Genomic DNA, 24,965 nt, shown 5'->3' with positions numbered 1-24,965 from the left:
CCCCAATCCCGCCACGCCCGATTTGTTCCCGGCCACAGGCATGCGGGGAACCAAAGCGGCCCGCCGTCCGTTGGTCCGGCAATCGAAGCACCAAGGAAACGGCCATGAACAACGTGATCTACATTGTCGGACTGATTGTCGTCGTTGTGGCGATCCTGTCCTTCTTCGGCCTGCGCTGACCGGCGACGGATCGCTAGTCGAAGGCAGGAAACCTCCGGCTTAGCCCGGGCACGCCCGGCACACCAAACCGCCAGGGCCGGTCTGCGGCCTTGGTGATCCCGATCCGTGGGCCGACCAGCAGGCCGCCGACGGGAGCGCCAGCGTCCAGCACGAACTCGCCCCCGAACCCGCTTGCGCCGAAACGCTTGCCGCTGTCGGTCAGCGCGATTCCCAAGGCCTGACCCAACCGGCCCGGCCCGCTGGCGATGTCCCGCGCCGTGCCCCGCCGGGCGATCATCGCCTCCAGCCCGACCTCGGGCAGGATTGCGCGGATCAGCACCGCCTCACCGGGCCTGCCCACCACGTTCAGGCACAGATGGCAGCCGTAGGACAGGTAGACATAGACCGTCCCCGGTGGGCCGAACATCGCCGCATTGCGCGCCGTAGGCCCCCGAAAACTGTGCGAGGCCGCATCGTCCCGGCCATAGGCCTCGGTCTCGATCACCGTGCCGCCGACACCCCGCACAAGAAGCCGCGCGCCGGGCAGGCTGCGGGCCAGGTCGACGATGTCCTGATCAAAGCGGATGGTCATGGGTCCAGTGTGCGGCACGCCCCCAGAACGCGCCAGCACAAGAACGCGCCAGCACAAGGACGCGCCATCCCAACCCCGGAGGCGCAAAAAAGTTCCCAGGGCGGGAACCTTTTTCCGATCCGGGCGTTTTGCAGGATGGAGCACATGAATCATGTCGAACCTCAAATCCCACCGACCCGTCCCGCCCTTCTCGCTTCCGCTTGAAGGCCGCCTTCTGGCGCACCGGCGAATCCTGGTGGAGCTTCTGCGCGACCTGCCCCCGGCGCGCCGGGCCGAAATGCTGGACTGGCTGGACGAAGGCGCGATCTACCGGGTCTTGGACGCAGACCCCGGCGCTGCGTCCGGCGAAGGGCCCGGCGATGGGCCCGGCGAAGGGATCGAGCAGGAATTGGCCCGCGCCGACGAATTCCAGGTCCTCAGACGTCTGGTCCGTACCGCCTCCGACTGAACGGCGAACGCGGGAACAATCCCCATCCTGCCCGGTTCTACCCAGGAGCGACGGCGGCTTTGTCCCGGTTTCGACCGTGCCCCTCCGGCAGCGGTCGCCCGCCTTTCATGAAGGACACCCGATGGAACAGACCCGTCAGAATTACCTTGCCTGGCTGCGCGACGCTCACGCAATGGAAGAACAGGCGCTTGCCATGATGCAAAGCATGGCAAGCCGGTTGGAAACCTATCCCCAGCTGCGCAAACGGATTCAGGACCATATCCGGGAAACCGAAGGCCAGGTCTCGGCCCTGTCCCGGCTTCTCGACCGGCAGGGTGCGAACGCGTCGGTGGTCAAGGACACGCTGGGCAAGATGACGGCCTTTGCGCAGTCGATGTCGGGCATGTTCACCGGCGACGAAGTGGTGAAGGGCACGCTGGGCAGCTACACGTTCGAGAACATGGAGATCGCGACCTATCGCATCCTGATCACCGCAGCCGAACAGTTGGGCGACACCGAGGCGGTCGAGGTCTTCATCCGCTGCCTGGAAGAGGAAGAGGCGATGGCCGACTGGCTGGCCGGTCACTCGGCCGAGATCACGCGCACGTACCTCAGCCGCGCCGAGCTGGACCTGCCTGCCCAGCGCTAGACGATGCCCGACCGAAAGGCCGCGCCCGATCCGGCGCGGCCTTTGGTCATGTGTTCTTAAGGGGTGGTCGTCGTGCCACCCTTTCCGGGCGTGGCCTCCGGGGTCGTGGCTTCGTCTGTCGCGGCCGGGGCGGGGTCAGGGGCGGAGTCAGCCGGAACGACCTCGGTCGCATCGGGCGTTGTGGTGGCCGCAGGTTCGGTCGGGGCGGTATCGACCACACTGGTCGACCGGTTGACGCTGAAGGCGATGGCGGCCAGGATCACCGCGGCCAGCACCAGAAAGACCAGCCACATGCTGATCTGCGACGACCGGAGTCTTTCGGGAACCGGTCGCCCGTCGATTCCGCCGTCGATCCGCGGGTCGATCCGGGGATCAATGGTGGGATCGATCCGGGACGGGTTCGGTCTGGGGGGGCGGTACATCGGTCATGCCGTATCCTTTCTGGGGAAAAGTCCTACTGACCTGTCAACAGCCAGGCTGTGGGATTGTTCCTGTGGCCGTCGCCAGCCACCGGCCCAGGACAGTTTTCAGCGATGTGAGCCCCTGACCTTTCCGAACCACCCGATCAGATCATCGGCTGCCCGCCCGTCACCGCGATGGTCGCCCCCGAGACATAGCTCGACATCGGCTCGGCCAGCATCACATAGGCCGAGGCCAGCTCGACCGGCTGCGCGGGCCGCTTCATCGGGCTGTCCTGGCCGAACGTCGCGACCTTCTCGGCCGGCATGGTGGAGGGGATCAGCGGCGTCCAGACTGGCCCCGGAGCGACGCAGTTCACCCGGATTCCGCGTTCCGCCAGCAGTTGCGCCAGCCCCACGGTAAAGTTCTGAATCGCCCCCTTAGTGCAGGCGTAGGCCAAAAGGGTCGGGTTCGGCTTGTCCGCGTTGATCGACGTCGTGTTGATGATCGAACTTCCCGCCCCCATGTGCGGCACGGCGGCCTGGCAGAGGTGGAAGATCGCGTCGATGTTCACCGCAAAGGTGCGGTCCCACTCTTCTGCCGGGATGTCCTCGAATGTCTCGAACACCGCCTGATGGGCCGCGTTGTTGACCAGGATGTCAATCCGGCCCCATTCCTGGATCACCTTGTCGACCACCTGACGACAGGCGACGGGGTCGCCCAGGTCTGCCGGGATGCGGACGCAGCTTTGCCCCTCGGCCTCGATCAGTTTGGCGGTGTCCTTGGCATCCTCGGTCTCGTTCAGATAGCACAGCGCGACGTCGGCCCCTTCGCGCGCGAAGGCGATGGCCACGGCCCGGCCGATGCCGCTGTCGGCCCCGGTGATCAGCGCCACGCGGCCCTGCAGGCGACCGGCACCGACCCAGGTCGTCTCGCCGTGATCGGGACGTGGCTGCATCGGCACGAAACTGCCGGGAGGTTCCTGCGTCTGTTCGGGGAAGGGGGACTTGGGGTAGTCGGTCATGGCTGGCTGTCCTTTTCGCTGCGCTGCCCATTGTGGACACTGCCGCCGGGCTGCTTGCGGTTGGCGTCAGGCCGCGCGTCCGGGTCCTGCCGGTGCTGGCCCGCCGGATCGATCTGCTGCTGGCGCTGGTCGATCACGTTCGGCTTTGGTCGCCGCAGCTTTTCGTTGGCAGGGGCAGGATCGGGGCCTGGATCGGGGTCGGCACTGTTGTTGGACATCGCGCGCACTTTCAGATGGAGGAGCGGCCCCGCGATCCGGGCGCGGGGCCGCCTGCTTTGCCCGGCAAAGGGGAGTAGACGAAACCGGGCAAAGGCAGTGGGTCAGGCGGCTTGCAGCGCCGCCTGGTTGATCGACGTGTCAGCAAGCTGGGTCAGCGCCTCGTCGGTCATGCCCTCTTCCTGCAGCGTCTGGTCCAGAAGCTTTGCGGCGTCCTTCATGCCCATCACTTCGGCCCAGCGGCGCAGCGTGCCGTAGCGGGCCATCTCGTAATGCTCGACCGCCTGGGCCGCCGCGATCAGGCTGGCGTCCAGCGCCGGGCTGTCGGCAAAGGCCTGCAGAGCCTCTTCGCCCTCTTCCAGGATGCCGTCGATCGCCGGGCAGGTCTTGCCGCGCGCGGGCTTGCCGATCAGCTCGAACACCTGTTGCAGGCGTTCCACCTGGACCTCGGTCTCGTCCTTGTGCTTCTGGAAGGCGGCCTTCAGATCGGGCGATGTCGCGCCACGGGCCATCTTCGGCAAGGCGCGCAGGATCTTGCGTTCGGCGTAGTAGATGTCCTTCAGGGTCTCGTGGAACAGGTCTTCCATGGTCTTCGTCTTCATGTCGCTCTCCTAGCGTTGCGGTGTGTCGTGGTCCCGACCCTCAACCAACTTGGGGGACGAAAGTTCCCCGTCAGATCACACCTCTTCGCCCAGGGCGGTCTGCAGCAGCTTGCGGCCACGGTTGATCCGGCTCTTGATCGTGCCGATGTCGCAGCCCAGGATTTCGGCCGAGGACTGGTAGCTTTCGCCCGTCACCAGGACCAGCATCACCGCCTCGCGGTAGGCCTGCGGCAAGCCCATCAGGGCGGCCTCGATCTCGCGGCCCCGGACGTGCCAGTACTGGGTCTCCGGCGTCGTCGGGACCGAGGAAATGCAGTCCTCGGCCCCCGGTCTTTCCCGCGCAAGCTTCACCCGGTCGTTGTAGAACCGGTTGCGCATGATGGTGAACAGCCAGGCCCGCATGTTCGTCCCCGGCGTGTAGGATTGCGCACTTGCGATGGCGCGGACCAGCGTGTCCTGCACCAGATCATCCGCATCGCCGTAGCGCCCGGTCAGCGACCGGGCAAACAGCCGCAGTGCGGGGATGTGACTCAGCACGTCGTCTGACATTCGTTCGTTCTCCTGCGCCCGGGGGTTAATGCCGGGGCCAAGGGGCGGTTCCGACCGGGTCCCTTCACGGTTGCGGGCACTGGCAGCTTCCAGCCGAAGACATTGGGGCAATCGGGAACCGACCCCAGCCGCCGTTGGTTCAAGCCACGGCCGGACTGCGGCCGACGGTTGCGAAGGGGCTTTGCATGGCACCGCGGGCGAACTGGAAGGGCCGGCTTCGGCTGGGCGAGATCAGCATCGGCGTAGCGCTTTACACGGCGGCCACCACCTCGGACCGGGTGGCGCTGCACATGGTCAACCGCCGCACCGGCAACCGGCTGAAGAATGAACTTGTCGACTCTGAAACCGGCAAGCCGGTGGACAAGGATGATGAGGTGATGGGGTATGAAGTGGACCAGGGCGACTATCTTCTGCTGGAGCAGGAAGAGATCGCCGCCGCCGTCCCGCCCTCGGACAAGACCTTGCAGATCGAGTCCTTCATCGCCTGCCGCGACATCGACACGCTCTATTTCGACCGGCCCTATTACCTGGGTCCCTCGGACGCGGCCTCGGTCGAGGCCTACACCCTTCTGCGCGAAGGGATGGATCATGCAAATGTCGCGGCCCTGGCCCGCACGGTCCTGTTTCGCCGCCTGCGCACCGTGATGATCCGGCCCCACGGTGCGGGCTTCATCGCCAACACGCTGAACTTCGATTACGAGGTCCGGTCGGCCGAACGCGCCTTCGCCGACATCCCCGACCTGCAGATCAAGGGCGAGATGCTGGAGCTGGCCGAACATATCATCCAGACCAAGCTGGGCGCCTTCGACCCGCAGGCCTTCGACGACCGGTACGATGCGGCGCTGGCCGAGCTGGTGAAGGCCAAGCTGGAAGGCCGCGCTCCGCCTCGGCGCAAGGAAGCTCCGCGCGAAAAGGTCGTGGACCTTATGGCCGCGCTGCGCGAAAGCGCCAAGGCGGCGAAGAAGGCCCTCCCTGCGAAGCCTGCGCCCAAGGGCAAGGCTCCACGGCGGAAGGCAGGCTAGGATGGCGCTGGAAACCTACCAGTCGATGCGCGACTTCGCCACGACGCCGGAACCGAAGGGCCGCAAGAAGGCCTCCAAAGGCGACCCGGTCTTCGTGATCCAGAAGCACGCCGCCACCCGTCTGCACTATGACCTGCGGCTGGAAATGGGCGGGGTCCTGAAAAGCTGGGCCGTCACGCGCGGGCCAAGCCTGGTGCCCGGCGAAAAGCGCCTGTCGGTCCATGTCGAGGATCACCCGATGGACTATGGCAGTTTCGAGGGCACGATCCCCGAAGGCCAGTATGGCGCGGGGACAGTGATCGTCTGGGACCGCGGCACCTGGACCCCGGTCTTCGACGCGGCCAAGGGCTATGCCAAGGGGCATCTGGAGTTCGAGCTGAAGGGCGAAAAGCTTTCAGGCCGCTGGCACCTGATCCGGATGCGCGGCAAGCCTCGGGAAAAGCGCGAGAACTGGCTTTTGATCAAGGGCGAGGACGCCAGCGCCCGCGACGAGGCCGCGCCGGACATCCTGGAGGAACGGCCCGAGTCGGTGAAGACCGGCCGCCTGATCGAAGACCTCGGGGGCAAGCCCGCCCGCGCAGCAAAGGCGAAGAAGACGACTGGCAAGCCGAAAATCCCGGAACCGAAAACCCCGGAACCGAAAACCCGGGAACCGAAAACCCCGGAACCGAAAACCCCAAAGGCAGATCTCCCCGGCTTCATCCCGCCGATGCTGGCCTCGCTGGTCAAGTCCACCCCCGGCGACGACCGCTGGCTGCACGAGATCAAGTTCGACGGCTACCGCATCCAGGCCCAGATCGCGGCTGGCACGGTCAGGCTCTTCACCCGGTCCGGTCGCGACTGGACGGACCGGTTCGGGCCGGACATCGCAAAGGCGCTGACCGGCCTGCCGGTGCAGCAGGCGGTGCTGGACGGCGAGATCGTGGTCGAAGCCTCGGGCCGATCCTCGGATTTCTCGGCATTGCAGGCGGACCTGGCCGAGGGGCGGACGGACCGGATGGTCTACTATGCCTTCGACCTTCTCCACCTTGATGGCCGCGACCTGACCGGCCTGCCGCTGGTCGACCGCAAGAGGCTTCTGGAGGGGAGTCTTACAACGGCCTCTGGTCCGCTGCGGATCAGCGAGCATCTCTCGGACAAGGGCGAGGTGGTGTTGCGTCATGCCTGCCGGTTGGGGCTGGAAGGCATCATCTCGAAACTGCGCGACAGCCGCTATCAGCCCGGTCGCGGCAAGGCCTGGGTGAAATCGAAATGCTCGGCCCGGCAAGAGTTCGTGGTGGCCGGCTTCCTGCCCTCGACCGTGTCGCCCCGCGCCATCGGGTCGCTGGTGCTGGGGGTCTATGACGGCGACAGACTAAGGCCGGTGGGGCGCGTGGGAACCGGGTTTTCGGTCGCGCAGGCCGAACAGCTGCATGACCGCCTGGTGGCGCTTCAGACAGAGACCCAGCCGTTCCAGCCGCCCCTGCCCCGGGCCGACGCGCGCGGCGTACGCTTCGTACGACCGGACCTCGTGGCCGAAGTCGACTTCCGCGCCTGGACCGGCGACGGCAACTTGCGCCACGCGTCCTTCAAGGGCCTGCGCGAGGACAAGGACCCGCGCGAAGTGACCGGAGAGGGTCTGCCCGCGCCCGTCGAAGCCCCCCAGGCCCCTCCCGTGCGCCGGATAAGGTTGACCCATCCCGAACGCGTCTACTGGCCGGACGAGGGCGTCACCAAAGCGGGCCTCGCCGACTATTACACCGAGGTCTGGCCCTGGATCGCCCCGCATATCGTGGGCCGCCCCCTGGCCCTGTTGCGCCTGCCCGACGGTGTGGGCGGGCGGCAGCAGTTCTTTCAGAAACACGAATGGAAGGGGATGAACGCCGCCATCCTGCGGGTGCAGGACCCGGCCGAGCCGAAGGACGCCCCCTCCCTGGCCATCGCCGATCTGGATGGGCTGATCGCCCTGGCCCAGTCCGCCGCGCTGGAGATCCACCCCTGGGGCAGCACCCTGAAGGACTGGGAGCGTCCCGACCGGATCGTCATCGACCTGGACCCCGGCGACGGGGTAAAGTGGTTGGATGTGGTCCGCGCGGCGCAGGACGTGCGGGATCGGCTGAAGGGCAAGGGCCTGGCTGGCTTCGTCAAGACCTCGGGCGGGAAGGGGCTGCATGTCGTGGCCCCGTTGAAGCCCAAAGCCGAGTGGCCCGCCGTCAAGACCTTCTGCCGCGACCTTGCGCAGGAGATGGCTTCGGACGACCCCTCCGCCTACGTGTCCACCATCACCAAGTCGAAGCGGCAGGGCAAAATTCTGGTCGACTACCTGCGCAACCAGCGCGGGGCGACCGCCGTTGCCGCCTTCTCGACCCGCGCCCGGCCCGGTGCGCATGTCTCGGCCCCCGTCACCTGGGAGGAACTCTCTGCGGGCGTCGCCCCGTCCGACTTTACCGTGCTGACCATGCCCACGCGTCTGGCCAACCTGCGCGCCGACCCCTGGGCAGAGTTTGCCGAGGCCGCGCGCCCACTGAACGCCTAGCGCTTGCGAGAGGCGGGCTTTTCGGCCGCGATACTGCGCCTGAGGGCGTCGATGATGCTGACCACCTTGCCGCTTTCCTTCGGCTCCTCGCCCTTGGACTTGCGCGCGGGCTTGCGGCCCTTCCGCTTGGTCTCGATCAGCTCCAGCAGGCGGTCCTGCACCGGGTCCTCGACCATCCTGGGGTCCCAGTCCGCGGTCCGGGCCTCGATCAGCTTGCTGACCAGTTTCAGGGCCTCTCCATCGGGCTTGACCTTACGCACATCGCCGAAATAGTCGCGGTCGTCCCGCACCTCGTCGCCATAGCGCAGGGTCCACAGCACGATCCCCTTGCCGCGCGCGTCCAGCATCACCGCCCGCTCGCGGCGATACATCACCAGCCGCGCGATGCCGACAGTTCCCGTGGACCGCATCGCGTCCCGGATGACCGAGAACGCCTCTTCCGCCACCGCATCGTCGGGCAGCAGGAAATGCGGACGGTCGAACCAGATCCAGCCGATCTTGTCCGACGGCACGAATTCCTGGATGTCGATGGTCCGCGTGCTGTCCAGTGCGACCGCGTCCAGTTCCTCGTCTTCCAGGATCACATGGTCATCCTCGCCGCGCGGATAACCGCGAGCCTGATCCTCGTCCTCGACCCGCTTGCCGGTTTCGGCGTCGACATACTGGCGCTGCACCCGGTTTCCGGTCGCCCGGTTCAGCGTGTGAAAGCGCAGCCGCTCGCCCTCGGTCACGGCGGGCATCATCGCCACCGGGCAAGTGACAAGCGAAAGCTTCAGATAACCCTTCCAGAATGTGCGCGGCGGCATGGGGATGCTCCTTTTCGGCATCGGTCAACCGACAAGCGGCCCCCCGGTTCCGCTGGAACATATCGCCGCCACGCCGGTTCACCTTGTCCAGCCGCCTTGCACCGGCGGTCCCACTGCAACACGAGAAGACCGATGGCGAACAACCAGAACAAATCGCAAGAGGGCCAGAAAGGCCAGCAGGGTCAGCAAGGCCAGCAGAACCAGCAGGGCCAGAAGGGTGGCCAGCAGGACAACCAGGGCGGCCAGAACAAGACCCAGCAGGGTGGTCAGGCTGGCCAGGGCGGCCAGCAGCAGCAGACCAACCCGAAGGGTCAGCAGCGCTGATCGACGTCATAGCTGGCGTGACGGCAAGCCCGGCCCAACGGCCGGGCTTCGCCTCATCTACTCCTCGGCGACCGGAGTGGCGGCCGGTTCGGTGCCAGTGTCGGCCTCAACCGTGTCGGGCGTGGGCGAATTGCCCTGCGCGGCCTCTTCGAACTGCCAGTAGACGATCAGCGCGACCCCGAAGATCACCACCAGCGCCATGCCGATCAGCGGACCCCTGTGCCGGCGTTTCTGGGTTTCCATGTTGGTATGAGGGGCGGACATCGGCTTTCTCCCTGACTCGGTTTCAAGGACGGTAAACCCGCAGTCCCGGGCGAAGTTCCCTTATACCTTGTCGGCCAGCCCCCGGGCCGCCAGGTTCCGCAGCAGCGCCCGGGTGCCAAAGGTCCACTCCGGACAGGCATCGGTGCGCAGCACGCGGTTGACCAGACGGCCCAGACGCGGGGTCGCGATCTCGACCACATCGCCCACTTCATGCGTGAAGCCCTGCCCCACGCCGCGCCGATCTTTGACCGGGGCGAACATCGTGCCCAGGAACAGCACCGCCCCATCGGGATACTGGTGATTGCGGTTCAGAAGCTGCCGCGCCAGGTCCGTGGGCGTGCGGCTGATCGCAGCCATCGCGCTTTCGCCGGTCATCTCGAACCCGTCCTCGCCCGTCACCCTCAGCGAGACCTTCACCGCTTCCAGCGCCGCCATGTCGAAGTCGCCGTGGAACAGCCGCAGGAACGGCCCCACCGCGCAAGAGGCGTTGTTGTCCTTGGCCTTGCCCAAGAGCAGTGCCGACCGTCCCTCGACATCCCGCAGGTTCACGTCGTTGCCCAGCGTCGCCCCCACGACCGTCCCGTCGGATCGGACCACCAGCACCACCTCGGGCTCGGGGTTGTTCCATTCGGAAATCGGGTGGATGCCCACATCCGCCCCGCACCCGACCGAGGCCATCGGCTGCGCCTTGGTGAAGATCTCGGCGTCGGGGCCGATGCCCACCTCAAGATACTGCGACCAAAGGCCCAGGTCCTGCAGCACCCGCTTCACCTCCTGCGCCTTTTCCGACCCGGCGGGCACGCCCTTCAGGCTGTCGCCGATCACCGGGGCAAGCCGGTCGCGGATCGCTTGCGCACGGCCGCTGTCGCCCTTGGCCTGCTCTTCGATCACCCGTTCCACCATGCTGTCGGCAAAGGTGACGCCCGCCGCCTTGACCGCCTGCAGGTCGATGGGGGCAAGCAGCGTCAGCCCCCGCCCGGCAAGCGCATCCTCGACCGACCCCAGGTCCGCCAACCCCTCGGCCTGCGCCAGCCGCTTCGCCAGCCCGTCGATCTCCATCAGGCCCGAGACGGTTGCGGCAAGCGAGGTCAGGTCCAGACACCGCCCGCCCCGCACCAGGACCGGGCAGGGACCACCCGCCGTCTCGGACCAGACACGACCCACCAGGATCGCCTGGGCTGCATCGGTGGGTAGCACGTCATGGGCGGCTAGCTGCATCGGTCGTCCTCCTTGGCCGGGCGGGACGATAGACCCCGCATCAGGGCAGGGCAACCGTCGGGAAGATGATGTGCCGCTGTGGCTTTCCGCAGGAACATTTTGCCGCCCCCGCAGTTGGTGCATCCGACGATGACCCCACGCCCACAGGATGGAGCACCCGATGGACACGCCCCGCGCCCCTGAAGACCAAATTCGCGCACGCGCCTACAGCCTGTGGGAGGCCGACGGCTGCCCCGACGGCTGCGCCGAACGCCACTGGCAGCAGGCCGAAGCCGAACTGTTCAGCGGCACCGAGGGTCAGGACCTGCCCGAGGCCCGCAACGCCAGCACGGCCGAACTGCACGACATCGCGCCGACCGGCGATGCGCCGTCGGGCCGTTCGCGGCGCAGGGCCTGAGGGTTTCATGACTCCGGTTACCTTCCTTTTTGCAGGACGTGCCTGACCGTGGCGCAGATCGGATTTCACGCCTCGCACGAACAGTTTGCCCCGTCCCGCCTGTTGACCCTGTGCCGCAGCGCGCAAGAGGCCGGGTTCGCGGCGATCAAATGCTCGGACCACTTCCACCCGTGGAGCGAACGGCAAGGCCAGTCCGGGTTCTCCTGGGCCTGGCTTGGGGCGGCGATGCAGGCTTGCGATCTGCCCTTCGGGTCCATCGCCGCGCCGGGGTACCGCACACATCCCGCCGTCCTGGCCCAGGCCGCCGCGACACTTGCCGAGATGTTCCCCGGCCGCTTCTGGCTGGCGCTTGGCAGCGGCGAGGCGATCAACGAGGCGATGACCGGCCTGCCCTGGCCCGACAAGCCCGAACGCAACGCGCGGCTGGCGGAATGTGCCCAGATCATCCGCGCGCTCTTCGACGGCGAAGAGGTGACCCACCGGGGCCGGGTGACGGTAATTGGGGCAAAGCTTTACTCGCGGCCCGACGCGCGGATGCCGCTTTACGCCGCCGCCGTCAGCAAGGAGACCGCCGCCAAGGTCGCCACTTGGACCGACGGCCTGCTGACCGTAGGCGGCAAGGTCGAAAACGTCGCCCCGGTCCTGCGGGCCTTCCGCGACAATGGCGGGGCGGGCAAACCCGTCCACATCCAGCACGCCCTGTCCTGGGCCCCAGACCGCGCAACCGCGCTGGCCGAGGCGATGCACCAGTGGCGCCACGCGGTCCTGGGCGGCGAGGCGATGTGGGACCTGCGGCGGCCCGCCGACTTTGACACCGCGTCGGATGCCGCCTCGGAAGCGGCGCTGATGGACCGCCTGCCGATCTCGGAGGACCTGGGCCGCCACACCGCCGACATCGCAGCTCTGGCCGCGCTGGACGCGACGGTCCACCTGCACTGCGTGGGGCGGAACCAGGAGGCCTTCATCGACGCCTTCGGTGCCCACGTCCTGCCGGACCTTTTCTGAACCTCCCAAAGCGACAAGACATGCACACACGCGACGAAACTTCCATCACCCCTCAAGTCTGGGGCGCGCGTCCCGCAGGTCCGGGCCGCTGGGACATCGCCCTCTGGGCGCCTTCGACCGACAGCCTGACGCTGCACCTCGGCGACGCGGTGCCGCTGCCGATGCTGCGCGGGGCGGATGGCGTTCACCGCGCCCGGGTCCAGGCCGCCGAGGGCACGCGCTATGCCTTCTCGACCACCGGCGCGCCCTTCGCCGACCCGGCCTCGCTGCACCAAGAGGCAGGGGTCGAAGGCTGGTCGATCCTGCGCGACCCGTCCCGCTTCGGCGGCGGCGCAACCGCCAGCCCGGCACGACCCTTCGACGAAAGCGTCATCTGCGAGCTGCACATCGGCAGCTTCACCCCCGAGGGCACGTTCCGGGCCGCCGCCCACTCGCCGAACCTCAAACGGCTGGCGGACATCGGGATCACCGCCATCGAGATCATGCCCCTGGGCCAGTTCCCCGGCACGCGCGGCTGGGGATACGACAGCGTCCTGCCCTGGGCACCCCAGCACACCTACGGCCCGCCCGAGGATCTGGTGGCCCTGGTGGACGCAGCGCACCGGCTGGGCCTTTCGGTCTATCTGGACGTCGTCTTCAACCACTTCGGCCCCAAAGGCGCCAATCTGGAACAGCTCTGCCCCGAGTTCTTCCTGGACGACAGCAACGACTGGGGCCGCAAGATCGACTTCCGCCGCCCCGAGGTCCGCGCCTATGTCATCGGCTGCGCGCTGCACTGGTTGCACGCCTACGGCTTCGACGGCCTGCGCCTTGATGCGGTCCATTCCATGGAGGACCCCTCCGACCCGCATGTGGTGGTCGAACTGGCCCAGACCATTCGCCAGACCGACTTCGGCCGCCCTATCCACCTGGTGGCCGAGGACAGCTCGAACACCGTCGGCTGGTATGATCCCGCAGCGGGGCTCTTTGATGCCACCTGGGATGACGACTACCACCACGCGCTGCATGTGCTGCTGACCGGGGAAAGCTTCGGCTACTACAAGGCTTTCGTAAAGGACCCCGGCGCCGACCTGCGTCTTGCCTTGCGCGACGGGCAGACGCTGCAGGGCCAGCCGCGCGCGGCGGGCCAAAGCAAGGGCGAACCCTCAGGCCACCTGCCGCCGCACTGCTTTGTCAACTTCAACCTCAACCATGACCACGCCGGAAACCGGCCGAAAGGCGAAAGGCTGATCTCGCTGATCGGGGCCGACCGGGCGCTGGTCGCCCATGCGTTCCTGCTGTCGGCACCCTATACCCCGCTGATCTTCATGGGCGAAGAGATCGGCTCGCGCCGACCGTTTCCGTGGTTTGCGGACTATACCGGCAAGATTGCCACGAAGATGCGCGACGGGCGCGTCAAGCAGTTCGAGGACTTGCCCGGCAAGGGTCAGGACATGATCGACCCCTTCGACCCCGCGACCCTTAGCCTGGCCTGGCCCTATGCGACGCCCGAACCCGGCGATGCCGCACTGTGGCTGGAGGTGACCCGGACGGTCCTGGACCTGCGGCGGGAGCAACTCCTCCCGCTGTTCCGCTCTGGCCGCCGCCGCGAGTTCCAGATCACCCCGCTGGGCAAGCGCGGCCTGACCGCGCTGTGGCATTTCCGGGACGGCACGCTGCAAGCCGACATCGCCTTCGACCTGGGCAACCCGGAACCGGAGCCCCCGCCGGGCTACCAGCCGCTTTACCAGCTGGGCCAGGCGGGAACGCCCCGGTTCCGGTTGGGACGGCTGGCTTAAAGCCGGTTTCCGACCATCGTGCCATCCTCGCGCACCAGCGTCGTGCGCTGGCGACGCTCGCCATCCAGCCGGTCGGCCTGGCGCGAGGACCAGAAGAGGCCGACCACGGAAATGGCCAGCAGGATCAGGAACACGATGGCCCCAAGGGTACGTTCGTCCATTGCAAATCTCCTTTGCAGTTTCGCGGCCCGTAACCCGGACCCATGACCCTGCAACGCGGCTGCCCGGCCATTGTTCCCCGCACCGGATCCCGACTTGGACAACGGCGTTGGTGCCACATATCACTGGGACAGCCAGTCAGGACCCATGCATGGCGCGCGAGCCGCTTCTTCTGCCCCGTCCCGAAGGGCTTTACTGCCCGGCGGGGGATTTCTTCATCGACCCGCTGCGCCCGGTCCCCCGCGCGCTGATCACGCATGGGCACTCCGACCACGCCCGCCCCGGCCACGGCGCAGTTTTGGCCACCCGGCAGACGCTGGACATCATGGCCATCCGCTATGGCGAGGATTTCGCGGGCAGTCGCCAGGCCTATGACGGCCCGGTGACGCTGGGCGAGGCGAAAGTGAGCTTTCACCCGGCGGGCCATGTCCTTGGCTCGGCCCAGATCGCGGTCGAGGCGCGGGGGTGCCGCATCGTGTTTTCCGGCGACTATGCCCGTGTCCCCACCCCCACCTGCGCGCCCTTCGAGCCCGTCCCCTGCGACATCTTCGTGACCGAGGCGACTTTTGCCCTGCCGGTCTTCCGCCACCCCCCTCCACAGGTGGAAATCGCCCGCCTGCTGGCGTCCGTCGCGGCCTTCCCCGAACGGTCGCACCTGATCGGGGCCTACGCCCTGGGCAAGGCGCAGCGGGTGATCGGGGCGTTGCGGCAGGCGGGATGGGATGCGCCGATCTACATCCACGGCGCGTTGCAGCGGCTGTGCGACTACCACATCGCGGAAGGCATCGACCTTGGCGACCTGCGCCCTGCGACCCGGGGGACCAAGGCCGACTTCGCGGGGGCCATCGTCATCGCGCCCCCGTCCGCCTTCGCCGCCACCTGGGCGCAGCGGTTTCCCGATCCGGTGATCTCTTTCGCGTCGGGCTGGATGCAGGTCCGCGCCCGCGCCCGCCAGCGCGGCGTCGAACTGCCGCTGATCCTCTCGGACCACGTCGACTGGCCACACCTCACCGCCACGATCACCGAGCTGAACCCCGCCGAGGTCTGGATCACCCACGGTCGCGAAGACGCCCTGATGCGCTGGTGCGAGCTTCAGCAGCGCAAGGCCCGCCCCCTGCACCTGATCGGCTACGAGGACGAAGCGGAATGAGCCTTGCCGCCTTCGCCACCCTGCTGGAACGCCTGGCCTTCACACCGCAACGGCTGGGCAAGGAAAGGCTTCTAATGCAAGCCTTTACCGACAGTCCCGACCCCCAGCGCGGGCTGATGCTGGCCGCGATCACCGGCGACCTGAAGCTGCGGCAGGTCACCCCCAGCCTCTTGCGCGGCTTGACCGAAACGCGAGTAGATGCTCAGCTTTTTGCCGCCAGCTACGACTTTGTCGGCGACCTGGCCGAGACGATCGCCCTGATCTGGCCCGAAGGCACCCGGTCCGACCCGCCCCTGTCCGAGGTGGTCGAGGAACTTGCCACCACGCCCAAGACCCGCCTTCCCGCGCTGATCACCGCTCGGCTGGACAGCCTTGGCCCGTCGGAACGCTACGCCTACCTGAAGCTGGCGACCGGCGCGCTGCGGGTCGGCGTCTCGGCCCGCCTCGCGCGCACCGCCTTTGCCACCTGGGCCACCCTCCCAGTGTCCGAGGTCGAAGAGATCTGGCACGCCCTTTCGCCGCCCTACCTGGACCTCTTCGCCTGGGCCGCAGGCACCGCCCCGCGCCCCGAAGCCGCCGCCCGCGCGCCGTTCCGCCCCGTCATGCTGTCCACCCCCACCGACCTTGACCAGCTGTCAGCTCTGGACCCCACCGCCTATGCCGCCGAATGGAAATGGGACGGCATCCGCATCCAGGCAGTCAGCGATGGCGGGACCCGGCGGCTGTATTCCCGGACCGGGGAAGACATCAGCGCCGCCTTCCCCGACATCGTCGACCTGATGGATTTTGACGGGACTCTGGACGGCGAACTTCTGGTGCGGCGTGATGCCGAGATCGCCAGCTTCGGCGACCTCCAGCAGCGGTTGAACCGCAAGACCGTGACCCCCGCCATGCTGCGCAGCCACCCCGCGGGCCTGCGGCTTTACGACGTGCTGATCTGGGAGGGGAGCGATCTGCGCGACCAGCCCTATGACACGCGCCGCGCGGTGCTGACCAAGGCCGTGGCGCCGCTGGGGCCGCGCATCGACCTCTCCCCGGAACTGGACTTCCAGACCTGGGACGACCTGGCCGCCCTGCGCCTGAACCCGCCCGCAACGGTGATCGAAGGCGTGATGATCAAGCGGCGCGACAGTCCGTATCTCGCGGGGCGGATGAAGGGTCCGTGGTTCAAGTGGAAACGCGACCCGCACCTCATCGACGCGGTCTTGCTGTACGCCCAGCGCGGGCATGGCAAGCGGTCGGGCTACTATTCCGACTTCACCTTCGGCGTCTGGAACGGCGATGAACTTGTCCCGGTCGGCAAGGCCTATTTCGGCTTCACCGATGCCGAGCTGAAGGACCTCGACCGCTTTGTCCGCAACAACACGGTGGAACGCTTCGGCTCGGTCCGATCCGTGGCGCGGACCAAGGTGGTGGAGGTGGCGTTCGAAGGGCTGAACCGCTCCACCCGGCACAAGTCCGGCGTCGCCATGCGCTTTCCAAGGATCAACCGCATCCGCGACGACAAACCTGCGGCCGAGGCGGACCATCTGTCCACCTTGCAGGCGATGCTGGACCGGGAAACCTAGCGCGCCGGATTGGGCCAGCGCTGGTGCAACGCGTCGACGACGAAGCGGTGCCGGTGCGCTCCTGTCTGCCCATGCGCCACCAGATGCGGGTGGCCCGGGGCAAGCTCGGGGTGGTCATGCGCCAGCGTCTCGGGGTCGCGGGCGGGCCAAAGCCGCAAGGTCAGGACCAGCGCCACAGCACCGACAGCGGCCAGCACCAGCGCCACGGTGGACAGCCCCGCCAGCGCGCCAAGCCAGCCCGCCAGCGGATAGGTCACCAGCCAGCAGGCATGGCTCAGCGCGAACTGCGCGGCGAAAAGCGCGGGGCGGTCGGCCTCGTCCGCTGAACGGTTCAGGATGCGTCCGATCGGCGTCTGCGTCAGCGAAAAGCCGAAACCCGCCAGCGCCCAAAGCGCGACCAGCCCCGTCAACCCGCCGATCAGCGGCAGGAGGGCAACCGACAGGATCATCAGCCCGGCCCCAGCCAGCATCACTGGCCGGTCCTCCAGCCGCTCCAGAATCCGGGGAAGCAGAAGTGCTGCCACGATCGACCCGGCCCCGAACCCGGCAAAGGCCAGCGCCACCTGCGGCGCGCCTAGATCAAGCCGGGTCTCCACCAGAACCACGGTGTTCACATAGACCATCGCTCCCGTGGCCGCGACGGCCGCCTCCAGCGCCAGCAGGCCCCGCAGGCGGGGCGTAGCGGCATAGATGCGCAGCCCGCGCGTGGCCGAGGCCAGAAACGGCTCGGCAGCGACGGGCGCCCGGGCCGGCAGGCGCGACGTGCCGACCAGCGCCGCCGACAGCACGAACCCCGCGACCGTCCCCGCGAACAGCACCGGGAACGAGACCACCGTCAGCAGCGCGGCGGCAATCAGGGGCGAGGCGATCTGCTCCATGTCCTCGGCCAGCCGCATCAGGGACAGGGCCTCGGTGTAGTCCTTCTCGGCGGGCAGCACTTCGGGGATCGTCGCTTGGAAGGCGGGTGTGAACCCGGCGGACGCGGCTTGCAGCAGGAAGATCAGCACGTAGACCTGCCAGACCTGATCGACGAACGGCAGGGCGCAGACCACCACGGCGCGGATCAGGTCCAGCGCCACCAGGAAGGCCCGCCGCGGCAGGCGGACGGCCAGCGCGGCGGCCAATGGGGCCAGGGTGACATAGGCCACCATCTTGATCGCAAGTGCTGTCCCAAGCACCGCCCCCGCGTTGTCCCCGGCCAAGTCAAAGGCCAGCAAACCCAGCGCCACCGTGGCCAGGCCCGTGCCGGTCAGCGCCACGGCCTGCGCAGCGAAAAGCCGGCGGAAGATCGGATTGGACAAGGGTGAAAGCATCGGCGGAACGTTAGTCCCCCGCAGCGCCGCAGCGCAATGCCAAAGGCCCGGCCATCAGACCGGGCCTTCGCGCCGCAAGGCTTACGCCCAGGGACGGAGTGTGGCGTTCTTCGCCTCGTAGGCGTCGATCGAGGCGGCCTTCTCCAGCGTCAGGCCGATGTCGTCCAGCCCGTTCAACAGGCAGTGCTTCTTGAACTGGTCAACCTCGAAGGCAAATGTCTTGCCGTCCGAAGCGGTGACGGTCTGGCTTTCCAGATCGATGGTGATGCGGGCATTGGCCCCCTTTCGGGCGTCGTCCATCAGGTGATCCACCGCGTCCTGTGGCAGGACCACGGGCAGGATGCCGTTCTTGAAGCAGTTGTTGAAGAAGATGTCCGCAAAGCTGGTGGAAATCACGCAGCGCACACCGAAATCCAAAAGCGCCCAGGGCGCGTGCTCACGGCTGGACCCACAGCCGAAGTTGTCACCGGCGACGATGATCTCGGCATTGCGGTAGGCGGGCTGGTTCAGGACAAAGTCCGGGATTTCCTTACCGTCGGGGGTATAGCGCATCTCGTCGAACAGGTTCTTGCCCAGGCCCGACCGCTGGATGGTCTTCAGGAACTGCTTGGGGATGATCATGTCGGTGTCGATGTTGACCAGCGGCATCGGAGCCGCAACGCCGGTAAGAGTGGTGAACTTTTCCATGTCGTCTGCCTTCGTCTTGGCCCGGGCTGCGGGCCGGTGTGGGTCTTAGCGTGAGGTGATCGGTTCGGGGCGGGTCGGGCGGCGGCCCAGGACCCAGTCGTAGATGGTCAGGATCTGCTCGGCCCGGCGGGGCCAGGTGAAAAGGTCGGTGACCCGCTGGCGCGAGGCCTGGCCCATCCGCGCGGTCTGTGCGGGGTCGGCTGCCATCCGCTCCAGCGCCTCGCGCAGCGCCAGCGTCATCTCTTCGCGGGTGGCAAGCGGGATCTTGATCCCGGTTTCCGGCGTCACCAGGTCGGCCGGACCGCCATAGTCGACGACCAAGGGGGCCAGGCCCAGCGCCATCCCCTCCAGCACCGCGCCACCGCCAAACTCGCGGATCGAGGGGAAGGCAAGGACATGGCAGCCCGCCGCCACGTCCTGCACCTGTTCGTGCTTCAACCAGCCGTGGAAATGCACGCCCGTCAGGCCCTTGGCCTGCTCTTTCAGAACCGGGGTCAGCGGGCCGTCGCCGACCAGATGCAGCTCCAGCTTTCCGGCCTCGACCAGGGGCCGCGCGGCCTCGATCAGCATGCCAAGGCCCTTCAGGGGCACAAAGCGTCCGATGAAGCAGGCCTTCAGACTGCCGGGTTCAGGCGTGGCCTGGCGGAAGAAGCGGGCCGGGTCGATGGCGTTTTCCGGCAGATAGATGGCGCGGTCCGCCAGCGCCTCGGGGATGTCCTTGCGCGTGAATTTCGAGGCGTACAGGATCGCACTGCAGGCCTGCAGCATCCGGCGGCGACCGGGGAAGACGCGCAAGAGGCCACGGGCCCGGCTCAGCCACTCGCCTTCCTGCTTCTGTTCGGCCTCGAAGCCCTTGGGCCAAGGTACACCGCCGTTCAAGGGACCCAGGACGAAGGGCACCCCGGCCTTGCGGCACTGCACCGCCAGGGGGCCGGAGGCGGCAGGCGACAGCGGCGTGATGCGGTGGACCAGGTCATAATCGCCGCGCTTCAGCGCAGCGCCGAAGGCGTTCCAGACTTTCCGCTCGAACCAGGGATAGGTCAGGCTGCTGACAGCCTGCACGACCGTCCAGCCCCGGCTTTCGCCCATCCGCAACACCTGGGACAGCTTCCAGGCCGGGGCGGCCAGCGCCTCGGTATCGATGGCGGTGAAATCCCGCCCTTCGACCCAGCCCGCCCGCAGAATGGCATCGCGGTTGCGGACCTGCGTCACCAGATGGACATCCGCCACCCCACGCAGCGCCTCGGCCAAGGACCATCCGATCAGCGGGACCGAGACCCATTCGGGGTTCGCCGCCTCGGCAATGACCAGAACGCGGGGCCGACGCGCGGCCCCGCTGGTGGTGTGTTTTGTGGCTAAGACCGAATCGATCAAGCGCGTTCGCCTGTCATCTCTACAGCTTCGATTGGGGAGGTAAGCTTGTACACTGCAGGTCTCGTTAGGTTGACTTTAACGCCCAGAGGTCACATATGGTGTGCAAATGGGCTGGAGTTTTTCGGTCGGCGTTGGGCTTCTGGGCTTGCTCGGGGGCCCTTCTGCTTTTCATGGGAAGCACTTTGGGTGTGGGAACACCATTTTCTGCCGCAGAATCTTTACGGCGCGATTGTCTTGCGTCGGTCGCATGTATTCGAGGCCCAGAGGACGAGCAGCGAGATCGGCAAGTTGCAGACCGGTTGAGTTCGACCTCTTGTCTACAAAACGGGGTACCCACCTGAAACGCTGAACGACCGGAAGGGCTTTCCCAATCTTGGGCTGGCCACCGACAATTCTTCTAAATTCGAGTTCAAGGTGATGATCTTCCCTCGGACCTCGCGCTTCGAATATCACGTTCACTTCTGTGTCCTCCTCTCCCGCTTCTCGGAGAGTCTTTGCCGTCTTCTCGATGCAGAAGGTGAGAGCCAAGTCGTATGGGCTCCAAGGGTCCGCGTACTTTTCAGCAAGTTTTGACTTGTCGATGATGGCGCAACATAGCTGGAACTCGGCAGCGTCCATGATCGATGAAAGTCGTCCCATGAACTCTGCACGCTTCTCTTCTGAGACCTGCAGGAACGCGAAAGCACCGGACTGACGCCGTATGTCGCGTTCATGAAGGATCAGTTGATCGTGTCCGACGAAGTCGAACTTCAACTGCTGGATCTTCGGGACGACCTCCTGAGCATAGTACGATTTCTTCACGATCAGAAATACTAGCACAAACACTGGAAAGTCATTCGCGTCGGCACCCAGTACCGGAGAGCCGCTTTCGTCAGCATAAACGATGTACTCGCTGAACGCGGACATGCAAACCCTACACCGTCTCGCCCATCAGCTCGCGCACGTCGGTGAGGTGGCCGGTGATCGCCGCCGCAGCCGCCATCGCGGGAGACATCAGGTGGGTGCGGCCGCCACGGCCCTGACGGCCCTCGAAGTTGCGGTTCGAGGTCGCCGCGCAGCGCTCGCCCGGGGCCAGCTGGTCGGGGTTCATCGCCAGGCACATGGAACAACCGGCAAGCCGCCACTCCATCCCCGCATCGATGAAGATCTGCGCCAGACCCTCTTCCTCGGCCTGGGCGCGCACAAGCCCCGAACCCGGCACGACCATCGCGCGCTTCACCTTGATCTTCTTGCCCTTCAGGATCGCTGCAGCCGCCCGCAGGTCCTCGATCCGGCCGTTGGTGCAGGACCCGATGAAGACGGTGTCGATCTGGATGTCGGTCAGCTTCTGGCCCGGCGTCAGGCCCATGTAATCCAGCGACCGCTGCGCCGCATCGACCTTGCCACCCGAGAAGCTCTCCGGTGCCGGGACAACCCCAGTGATCGGCAGCACGTCCTCGGGCGAGGTGCCCCAGGTCACGACCGGCGCGATGTCCTCGCCACGGATGGTCACCACCTTGTCGAAATGCGCGCCTTCGTCGGTGTAAAGCGTCTTCCAGTAGGCCAGAGCCGCTTCCCACTTCGCCCCTTTCGGGGCATGCGGGCGGCCCATGACATAGGCGAAGGTCTTCTCGTCCGGCGCGATCAGACCGGCCCGAGCGCCGCCCTCGATCGCCATGTTGCAGACCGTCATCCGGCCTTCCATCGACAGCTCGCGGATCGCCTGGCCGCAGTATTCGATGACATAGCCCGTGCCGCCCGCCGTCCCGGTCTCACCGATGACGGACAGGGTGATGTCCTTGGCCGTGACGCCGGGACGAAGCGACCCGGTGATCTCGACCTTCATGTTCTTGCCCTTGCGCTGGATCAGCGTCTGGGTGGCCAGCACATGTTCCACCTCGGACGTGCCGATCCCGTGGGCCAACGAGCCGAACGCACCATGCGTCGCGGTGTGGCTGTCACCGCAGACCACCGTCATGCCCGGCAGGGTCCAGCCCTGCTCCGGCCCGACGATGTGGACGATGCCCTGGCGGATGTCGGACACGGGGTAGTAGTTGATCCCGAAATCCTTGGCGTTCTTGTCCAGCGCCGCGACCTGGATACGGCTTTCCTCGGGCATCTGGTCGGGGTTTTCCCGGCCCTTCGTGGTGGGCACGTTGTGGTCCGGCACCGCGATGGTCTTCTCCGGGCTGCGCACCTTGCGGCCCGTCATCCGCAGGCCCTCGAACGCCTGGGGGCTGGTCACTTCGTGGACCAGATGCCGGTCGATGTAGAGGAGGCAGGTGCCATCCTCGGCCTGATGGACGACATGGTCGTCCCAGATCTTGTCGTAAAGCGTACGCGGAGCGGTCATGGCTCTCACCTGTGTCTTGGGATGGCTGGATAGGCGAAACGGCGCGGGCGCGCGGGACGGCGAAGGTCAGGCGCGGGCGAGGACACAGCGGGTCATGCCGAAGAAGCGGGCCGGAAGCCGCGCGTGATCGGTGATGTTGAAGTAGATGAACCCGGACATGGGCGCGATATACGCTCGAATTCCGGGTCAGGCAAGCTAGGTCCCCTTGAAAGCAGGGGTGTTTCGATGCGCAAACTGGTGCTGGCAGGGATCTTGGGGGGTGCGATGGCGGGGATGGCAGGGGCCGAGGCGACGCACAAGGGCTATGAGATGCCGCCCTACAGCATGGAGTGGTCCGAGGGCGCGCGCGAGATTCGGACCTACGGCCCGCATCTTCTGGCCGAGGTGAAGGTCACGGGCGGTCGGACCGGCGCGATCCAGGCCGGGTTCCGGATGCTGGCGGGCTACATCTTCGGCGGCAATGCGACGGGCGAGAAGATCGCCATGACCGTCCCCGTCGCCCAAACCGCCGAGCGCGACTTCTGGACGGTCAGCTTCATGATGCCCGCCCGCTATACTGCCGAGACGCTTCCCGCCCCCCGCGACGGCCGCATCCGCTTTGTGCCCGCCGGCCCCTCGCGGCAACTGGTCGAGCGGTTCTCGGGCCTGCCCGGCAGTGCAGGACTGGCCGAACGTGCCAACGCCCTGCGCGACTGGGCCGAGGCGCAGGGGTATGAAATCACCGACGGGCCGCATTACTACTTCTACGACGCGCCGATGACCCTGCCGTGGAAGCGGCGGAACGAGGTGGCTTTCACCATCCGCTGACGGGGTTTTTCAGCATCTGGTGGATGAAGGGCTCGGGGCTGTCCACTTCAGTCAGCCGGCCCCCGTTCTTGCCACCCGGCTCGATCCACCAGAACCGCGTTCCGACCGCGCGGATCAAGCTGCGATCATGCGACACCAGCAGGGTCGCCGTGGACTTTGCGACCAGTTCCATCTCCAGCGCTTCCTGGCCTTCGATGTCCAGATGGTTGGTCGGCTCGTCCAATAGGAAGAAGTTGGGCCGGGTAAGCCGCAGCACCAGCAGTTGCAGCCGCGCCCGCTGACCTCCCGAGAGTGCGCGGATCGGGGTGGTCTGCAGGGCAAGCGCGATGCCAGCCCCCGCCAGGGCTGTCCGGGCAGCCTGGTCCCCCAGGTCGAAGCGGCGGGTCACCAGCCCGTGCGGCGTGGCGTCGGGGTCAAGACCCCCAAGCCCCTGATCGGCAATCCCCGCGACCACGGTCGGTGCCGCCCGAACCGGGCCATCGCCGCCCCGCAGCGCGGCCTCGACCAAAGCCACGAACCGCGACTTGCCGACCCCATTCGCTCCCAGCAGCACGACGCGGTCACCCGGCACGATCCAAAGCTGGGGGCAGTGAAACAGCACCCGGCCCCCCGGAGCCGTGACGGCGCAAGGCGCGACCGAGATCAGCGCGCGGGCGCGGGCCTCGCTGGTGTCCAGCCGGATTTCGCCTGCGCTGCGCGGCTTGTGGGCCGGGGTCGCAGCAGCCTCGATCCTGGCCGCGCGCTCGGTCAGCTGACGGGTCTTCACCACCAGCAGATCACTGCCCGAGTTGACACCGATGTTCTTCAGCCGGGCCGCCTGCCTGCGCAACTGCCGCGCGGCGCGCAGGTCCAGATCGTGCTGGCGGCCGGTCGCGGCATCGGCCTGATCCAGCGCGGCAAGGGCATGGGTATAAGGCAACGCAAAAACCTGCGACTGGCTTTCGCGCAAGAACAGAGTCCGGGTGCAGACCTCATCCAGGAACGCCCGGTCATGCGACACCACCATCAGGGCCGTCGCACGTGGAAGCGCCGCAATCCAGCGCTGCACCAGGCCGATCCGCGACAGGTCCAGGTGGTTCGTCGGCTCGTCCAGCAGCAGAAGGTCCGGCTCCGTGACCCAGACCCGGGCCAGCATGGCCAGGCGTTGCCAGCCGCCCGACAGATCCCCCATGCGCCGGTCGCGCAGGTCCTGGGGGATCTCCAGATCATCCAGCGCGATGTCGGCGCGCCAGTCCGCGTCCACCGCAGCCCGGACGGCATCGCGCAGGGCCAGGGGCGCAAGGTCCGGCGGCATGTCCTGCGGCAGATGGCCGATCACCAGCCCACGCCGCCGGGTGATCTCGCCCGAGGTCAGCTCGGCCACCCCCGCCACGGCTTGCAGCAGCGTGGACTTGCCGCGTCCGTTCTGGGCCACGATGGCCAGCCGGTCGCCGGGGTGAAGCGTCAGGTCAAGTTGTGAGAACAACGGTGCGCCAAGCATGATGCCAGCGGCTTTCAGAGTAAGGATGGACATGGGTGTCTCCGGTCCGGACAAGGCAGACGTGCTGCCGTTCGGGCAGATCAGAGACGTCGTCGGCCCCGATCAGCCCCGCACGATCAGATGCGGGGCACAGACAGGGCCGGTCGTAT

General features: G+C 67.0%; 27 protein-coding genes. 11 read left to right on the top strand and 16 right to left on the bottom strand.

Translation table 11 applies throughout. From position 1 onward, the window contains the following. Nucleotides 1-193: 193 nt before the first annotated feature. Entirely contained in the window at nt 194-751 is a 558-nt protein-coding gene (locus U1E69_RS17535; RefSeq protein ID WP_322245712.1) for a DNA-3-methyladenine glycosylase, read from the bottom strand. 151 nt (nt 752-902) lie between these two features. Here U1E69_RS17535 and U1E69_RS17530 point away from each other — a divergent pair, with 151 nt between their 5' ends. Together U1E69_RS17530 and U1E69_RS17525 are read left to right on the top strand one after the other, a co-directional pair. Continuing rightward, nucleotides 903-1,199, top strand: a complete 297-nt coding sequence (locus U1E69_RS17530) for a hypothetical protein (RefSeq protein ID WP_322245711.1) — start codon at nt 903-905, stop codon at nt 1,197-1,199. A 121-nt stretch (nt 1,200-1,320) separates the two neighbouring features. Then, on the top strand, nt 1,321-1,827 hold the full coding sequence (locus tag U1E69_RS17525; protein WP_322245710.1) for a ferritin-like domain-containing protein: 507 nt from the start codon (nt 1,321-1,323) through the stop codon (nt 1,825-1,827). A gap of 56 nt (nt 1,828-1,883) precedes the next feature. Here the strand turns inward: U1E69_RS17525 and U1E69_RS17520 are convergent, their stop codons facing one another. The 5 genes from U1E69_RS17520 to U1E69_RS17500 all read right to left on the bottom strand — a co-directional run bounded on the left by U1E69_RS17520 (nt 1,884) and on the right by U1E69_RS17500 (nt 4,617). Further along, nucleotides 1,884-2,249 (bottom strand): hypothetical protein, encoded by a 366-nt coding sequence (locus U1E69_RS17520; protein ID WP_322245709.1) that lies wholly within the window; start codon nt 2,247-2,249, stop codon nt 1,884-1,886. A gap of 143 nt (nt 2,250-2,392) precedes the next feature. After that, nucleotides 2,393-3,250: an SDR family oxidoreductase gene (locus U1E69_RS17515; RefSeq protein ID WP_322245708.1), complete on the bottom strand. Its 858-nt coding sequence runs from the start codon at nt 3,248-3,250 to the stop codon at nt 2,393-2,395. Further along, a complete protein-coding gene (locus U1E69_RS17510; protein ID WP_322245707.1) occupies nt 3,247-3,468 on the bottom strand; it encodes a hypothetical protein in 222 nt (73 codons plus the stop codon). The genes U1E69_RS17515 and U1E69_RS17510 overlap by 4 nt, the downstream gene beginning before the upstream one ends. A 102-nt stretch (nt 3,469-3,570) precedes the next feature. Further along, a complete protein-coding gene (locus U1E69_RS17505) occupies nt 3,571-4,068 on the bottom strand; it encodes a ferritin-like domain-containing protein (protein WP_322245706.1) in 498 nt (165 codons plus the stop codon). Between the two features lie 75 nt (nt 4,069-4,143). Next, nucleotides 4,144-4,617, bottom strand: coding sequence for a sigma-70 family RNA polymerase sigma factor (locus tag U1E69_RS17500; RefSeq protein ID WP_322245705.1), 474 nt, complete (start codon nt 4,615-4,617; stop codon nt 4,144-4,146). A 185-nt stretch (nt 4,618-4,802) separates the two neighbouring features. On the opposite strand from U1E69_RS17500, the gene U1E69_RS17495 reads away from it, so the two are divergent. Both U1E69_RS17495 and ligD read left to right on the top strand, forming a co-directional pair. Continuing rightward, a complete protein-coding gene (locus tag U1E69_RS17495; RefSeq protein WP_322245704.1) occupies nt 4,803-5,639 on the top strand; it encodes a Ku protein in 837 nt (278 codons plus the stop codon). A gap of 1 nt (nt 5,640) precedes the next feature. Continuing rightward, nucleotides 5,641-8,154 carry a DNA ligase D gene (ligD, locus tag U1E69_RS17490; RefSeq protein WP_322245703.1) on the top strand — a complete coding sequence of 838 codons (2,514 nt, stop codon included), beginning with the start codon at nt 5,641-5,643 and terminating at the stop codon, nt 8,152-8,154. Here ligD and U1E69_RS17485 read toward each other — a convergent pair. Continuing rightward, complete coding sequence (locus U1E69_RS17485; RefSeq protein WP_322245702.1) at nt 8,151-8,960, bottom strand: Ku protein; 810 nt, start codon at nt 8,958-8,960, stop codon at nt 8,151-8,153. The genes ligD and U1E69_RS17485 overlap by 4 nt on opposite strands. Before the next feature lie 132 nt (nt 8,961-9,092). Between U1E69_RS17485 and U1E69_RS17480 the strand changes: the two genes are divergently transcribed. Continuing rightward, on the top strand, nt 9,093-9,284 hold the full coding sequence (locus U1E69_RS17480; protein ID WP_322245701.1) for a hypothetical protein: 192 nt from the start codon (nt 9,093-9,095) through the stop codon (nt 9,282-9,284). Nucleotides 9,285-9,341: 57 nt separating this feature from the next. Here U1E69_RS17480 and U1E69_RS17475 read toward each other — a convergent pair whose 3' ends face one another. Both U1E69_RS17475 and U1E69_RS17470 read right to left on the bottom strand, forming a co-directional pair. Continuing rightward, nucleotides 9,342-9,548, bottom strand: a complete 207-nt coding sequence (locus U1E69_RS17475) for a hypothetical protein (RefSeq protein WP_322245700.1) — start codon at nt 9,546-9,548, stop codon at nt 9,342-9,344. 60 nt (nt 9,549-9,608) lie between these two features. Next, nucleotides 9,609-10,766 (bottom strand): fumarylacetoacetate hydrolase family protein, encoded by a 1,158-nt coding sequence (locus U1E69_RS17470; protein WP_322245699.1) that lies wholly within the window; start codon nt 10,764-10,766, stop codon nt 9,609-9,611. A 160-nt stretch (nt 10,767-10,926) separates the two neighbouring features. Between U1E69_RS17470 and U1E69_RS17465 the strand changes: the two genes are divergently transcribed. From U1E69_RS17465 to U1E69_RS17455, 3 genes are read left to right on the top strand one after another with little or no spacing between them, the layout of a single operon-like run. Continuing rightward, nucleotides 10,927-11,163 carry a DUF2934 domain-containing protein gene (locus U1E69_RS17465; RefSeq protein WP_322245698.1) on the top strand — a complete coding sequence of 79 codons (237 nt, stop codon included), beginning with the start codon at nt 10,927-10,929 and terminating at the stop codon, nt 11,161-11,163. A 48-nt stretch (nt 11,164-11,211) separates the two neighbouring features. Then, the gene (locus U1E69_RS17460; RefSeq protein WP_322245697.1) at nt 11,212-12,168 is read left to right on the top strand and encodes a TIGR03885 family FMN-dependent LLM class oxidoreductase; all 957 of its coding nucleotides are present in this window, start codon (nt 11,212-11,214) and stop codon (nt 12,166-12,168) included. A gap of 20 nt (nt 12,169-12,188) precedes the next feature. Beyond that, nucleotides 12,189-13,946: an alpha-amylase family glycosyl hydrolase gene (locus tag U1E69_RS17455; RefSeq protein ID WP_322245696.1), complete on the top strand. Its 1,758-nt coding sequence runs from the start codon at nt 12,189-12,191 to the stop codon at nt 13,944-13,946. Here U1E69_RS17455 and U1E69_RS17450 read toward each other — a convergent pair. Further along, nucleotides 13,943-14,107, bottom strand: a complete 165-nt coding sequence (locus tag U1E69_RS17450) for a hypothetical protein (protein ID WP_322245695.1) — start codon at nt 14,105-14,107, stop codon at nt 13,943-13,945. The genes U1E69_RS17455 and U1E69_RS17450 overlap by 4 nt on opposite strands. 149 nt (nt 14,108-14,256) lie before the next feature. Here U1E69_RS17450 and U1E69_RS17445 point away from each other — a divergent pair, with 149 nt between their 5' ends. Together U1E69_RS17445 and U1E69_RS17440 are read left to right on the top strand one after the other, a co-directional pair. After that, entirely contained in the window at nt 14,257-15,255 is a 999-nt protein-coding gene (locus tag U1E69_RS17445; RefSeq protein ID WP_322245694.1) for a ligase-associated DNA damage response exonuclease, read from the top strand. Beyond that, the gene (locus tag U1E69_RS17440) at nt 15,252-16,823 is read left to right on the top strand and encodes a cisplatin damage response ATP-dependent DNA ligase (protein WP_322245693.1); all 1,572 of its coding nucleotides are present in this window, start codon (nt 15,252-15,254) and stop codon (nt 16,821-16,823) included. The genes U1E69_RS17445 and U1E69_RS17440 overlap by 4 nt, the downstream gene beginning before the upstream one ends. Here the strand turns inward: U1E69_RS17440 and U1E69_RS17435 are convergent. From U1E69_RS17435 to leuC, 5 genes are all read right to left on the bottom strand, one after another. Then, complete coding sequence (locus tag U1E69_RS17435) at nt 16,820-18,136, bottom strand: MFS transporter (protein ID WP_322245692.1); 1,317 nt, start codon at nt 18,134-18,136, stop codon at nt 16,820-16,822. The two genes, U1E69_RS17440 and U1E69_RS17435, sit on opposite strands and share 4 nt — an antisense overlap. 81 nt (nt 18,137-18,217) lie before the next feature. Further along, nucleotides 18,218-18,823 (bottom strand): 3-isopropylmalate dehydratase small subunit, encoded by a 606-nt coding sequence (leuD, locus tag U1E69_RS17430; RefSeq protein ID WP_322245691.1) that lies wholly within the window; start codon nt 18,821-18,823, stop codon nt 18,218-18,220. 45 nt (nt 18,824-18,868) lie between these two features. Continuing rightward, on the bottom strand, nt 18,869-20,197 hold the full coding sequence (locus tag U1E69_RS17425; RefSeq protein WP_322245690.1) for a glycosyltransferase family 4 protein: 1,329 nt from the start codon (nt 20,195-20,197) through the stop codon (nt 18,869-18,871). Between the two features lie 168 nt (nt 20,198-20,365). Beyond that, on the bottom strand, nt 20,366-21,103 hold the full coding sequence (locus U1E69_RS17420; RefSeq protein WP_322245689.1) for a DUF3800 domain-containing protein: 738 nt from the start codon (nt 21,101-21,103) through the stop codon (nt 20,366-20,368). A gap of 7 nt (nt 21,104-21,110) precedes the next feature. After that, nucleotides 21,111-22,529 (bottom strand): 3-isopropylmalate dehydratase large subunit, encoded by a 1,419-nt coding sequence (gene leuC, locus U1E69_RS17415; protein ID WP_322245688.1) that lies wholly within the window; start codon nt 22,527-22,529, stop codon nt 21,111-21,113. A 225-nt stretch (nt 22,530-22,754) separates the two neighbouring features. Between leuC and U1E69_RS17410 the strand changes: the two genes are divergently transcribed. After that, nucleotides 22,755-23,336: a heme-binding protein gene (locus U1E69_RS17410; protein ID WP_322245687.1), complete on the top strand. Its 582-nt coding sequence runs from the start codon at nt 22,755-22,757 to the stop codon at nt 23,334-23,336. On the opposite strand, the gene U1E69_RS17405 is transcribed toward U1E69_RS17410, so the two are convergent. Beyond that, nucleotides 23,323-24,849: an ATP-binding cassette domain-containing protein gene (locus U1E69_RS17405; RefSeq protein WP_322245686.1), complete on the bottom strand. Its 1,527-nt coding sequence runs from the start codon at nt 24,847-24,849 to the stop codon at nt 23,323-23,325. The two genes, U1E69_RS17410 and U1E69_RS17405, sit on opposite strands and share 14 nt — an antisense overlap. Nucleotides 24,850-24,965 lie beyond the last annotated feature (116 nt).

Origin of the sequence: Tabrizicola sp., from assembly GCF_034366665.1 — a bacterium.
Lineage (GTDB): Bacteria > Pseudomonadota > Alphaproteobacteria > Rhodobacterales > Rhodobacteraceae > Tabrizicola.
The sequence above is the reverse complement of the archived record's forward strand: the minus strand, read 5'-3'. Positions and strand labels throughout refer to the sequence as shown.

Excerpts from the sequence above, each read along its gene's own strand:
- U1E69_RS17535 (WP_322245712.1), bottom strand. The coding sequence starts at position 751 with ATGACCATCCGCTTTGATCAGGACATCGTCGACCTGGCCCGCAGCCTG.
- U1E69_RS17530 (WP_322245711.1), top strand. The coding sequence starts at position 903 with ATGTCGAACCTCAAATCCCACCGACCCGTCCCGCCCTTCTCGCTTCCG.
- U1E69_RS17525 (WP_322245710.1), top strand. The coding sequence starts at position 1,321 with ATGGAACAGACCCGTCAGAATTACCTTGCCTGGCTGCGCGACGCTCAC.
- U1E69_RS17520 (WP_322245709.1), bottom strand. The coding sequence starts at position 2,249 with ATGTACCGCCCCCCCAGACCGAACCCGTCCCGGATCGATCCCACCATT.
- U1E69_RS17515 (WP_322245708.1), bottom strand. The coding sequence starts at position 3,250 with ATGACCGACTACCCCAAGTCCCCCTTCCCCGAACAGACGCAGGAACCT.
- U1E69_RS17510 (WP_322245707.1), bottom strand. The coding sequence starts at position 3,468 with ATGTCCAACAACAGTGCCGACCCCGATCCAGGCCCCGATCCTGCCCCT.
- U1E69_RS17505 (WP_322245706.1), bottom strand. The coding sequence starts at position 4,068 with ATGAAGACGAAGACCATGGAAGACCTGTTCCACGAGACCCTGAAGGAC.
- U1E69_RS17500 (WP_322245705.1), bottom strand. The coding sequence starts at position 4,617 with ATGTCAGACGACGTGCTGAGTCACATCCCCGCACTGCGGCTGTTTGCC.
- U1E69_RS17495 (WP_322245704.1), top strand. The coding sequence starts at position 4,803 with ATGGCACCGCGGGCGAACTGGAAGGGCCGGCTTCGGCTGGGCGAGATC.
- ligD (WP_322245703.1), top strand. The coding sequence starts at position 5,641 with ATGGCGCTGGAAACCTACCAGTCGATGCGCGACTTCGCCACGACGCCG.
- U1E69_RS17485 (WP_322245702.1), bottom strand. The coding sequence starts at position 8,960 with ATGCCGCCGCGCACATTCTGGAAGGGTTATCTGAAGCTTTCGCTTGTC.
- U1E69_RS17480 (WP_322245701.1), top strand. The coding sequence starts at position 9,093 with ATGGCGAACAACCAGAACAAATCGCAAGAGGGCCAGAAAGGCCAGCAG.
- U1E69_RS17475 (WP_322245700.1), bottom strand. The coding sequence starts at position 9,548 with ATGTCCGCCCCTCATACCAACATGGAAACCCAGAAACGCCGGCACAGG.
- U1E69_RS17470 (WP_322245699.1), bottom strand. The coding sequence starts at position 10,766 with ATGCAGCTAGCCGCCCATGACGTGCTACCCACCGATGCAGCCCAGGCG.
- U1E69_RS17465 (WP_322245698.1), top strand. The coding sequence starts at position 10,927 with ATGGACACGCCCCGCGCCCCTGAAGACCAAATTCGCGCACGCGCCTAC.
- U1E69_RS17455 (WP_322245696.1), top strand. The coding sequence starts at position 12,189 with ATGCACACACGCGACGAAACTTCCATCACCCCTCAAGTCTGGGGCGCG.
- U1E69_RS17450 (WP_322245695.1), bottom strand. The coding sequence starts at position 14,107 with ATGGACGAACGTACCCTTGGGGCCATCGTGTTCCTGATCCTGCTGGCC.
- U1E69_RS17445 (WP_322245694.1), top strand. The coding sequence starts at position 14,257 with ATGGCGCGCGAGCCGCTTCTTCTGCCCCGTCCCGAAGGGCTTTACTGC.
- U1E69_RS17440 (WP_322245693.1), top strand. The coding sequence starts at position 15,252 with ATGAGCCTTGCCGCCTTCGCCACCCTGCTGGAACGCCTGGCCTTCACA.
- U1E69_RS17435 (WP_322245692.1), bottom strand. The coding sequence starts at position 18,136 with ATGCTTTCACCCTTGTCCAATCCGATCTTCCGCCGGCTTTTCGCTGCG.
- leuD (WP_322245691.1), bottom strand. The coding sequence starts at position 18,823 with ATGGAAAAGTTCACCACTCTTACCGGCGTTGCGGCTCCGATGCCGCTG.
- U1E69_RS17420 (WP_322245689.1), bottom strand. The coding sequence starts at position 21,103 with ATGTCCGCGTTCAGCGAGTACATCGTTTATGCTGACGAAAGCGGCTCT.
- leuC (WP_322245688.1), bottom strand. The coding sequence starts at position 22,529 with ATGACCGCTCCGCGTACGCTTTACGACAAGATCTGGGACGACCATGTC.
- U1E69_RS17410 (WP_322245687.1), top strand. The coding sequence starts at position 22,755 with ATGCGCAAACTGGTGCTGGCAGGGATCTTGGGGGGTGCGATGGCGGGG.
- U1E69_RS17405 (WP_322245686.1), bottom strand. The coding sequence starts at position 24,849 with ATGTCCATCCTTACTCTGAAAGCCGCTGGCATCATGCTTGGCGCACCG.